Below are 824 nucleotides of genomic sequence, written 5' to 3' on the forward strand. Positions count from 1 at the left end.
ATCAACGGCTGACTCACGAGATCGTCAAGAGAGCGGATGGGTGCGTTCTTGCTGATCCAGTCCGGGCTAGCGACCGGGAAAATCCGTGGCCTTTCCAGCAAAATCCAGCGAACATTCCCCTTCGGCTCATCCAAATAACGGATATCGACATCGGCGTCGTAATGCGCGAAATCGGGCTCTAGATCGGTCGCGCGCATGACGAAATCGATACCGGGCAGCGCAAGTTGGAGCTGGTTAAAACGCGGCGCCAGCCAGCGCGTTGCGAGACCAGGGACACACCAGATTCGCAAAACCGAGCGGCTTACCGCCGGACGCAATTCCGCCGTCGATTTGGCGATCATGTCGAAAGCCATTCCCACAGACTCGGCAAAAAGCCTGCCTTCCGTAGTCAGCCGAATGCCTCTTGGTCCAGCATCCACAAGTCGCGTGCCAAGCCAGGATTCAAGATTCCGCACATGGCGGGAAACGACCGTATGGCCGACATTGAGATCATCCGCAGCCTTGCGCATCGAGCCGAGCCGGCTCACTGCCTCAAAGGCGCGGACCATCGAAAGCGGCGGTATGCGTCCGCGTTTGGCGCCACTTTCTGGCTCCTCTTCTGGCGATTTGGCGTTGCGCAAGCATGCCTCCTTGAAAGTGAGTATTTCCACGAGTTTAAACGCCATAATGCCGAAAACCCCTCTTGCGCGAAATGAAATCTGGGGCTTGTATCACGAAGACTGACGCGCAGCGCGTCTATGACGAAGCGACTATCGCTGACGGATCCTCAAGCCCGCTGGATCGCAGCTCCAGGTGGCTCGGCGTTCTACGCCTATTCCACGAAC

General features: G+C 57.5%; 1 protein-coding gene. It reads right to left on the minus strand.

The annotated features are described in order from the left end of the window. The coding region (locus AC1DRJ_RS30425) for a LysR family transcriptional regulator (protein ID WP_477805376.1) at positions 1–620 on the minus strand (620 nt) is incomplete at its 3' end. Positions 621–824 lie beyond the last annotated feature (204 nt).

This window comes from Pseudomonas sp. P5_B2 (genome assembly GCF_056400445.1).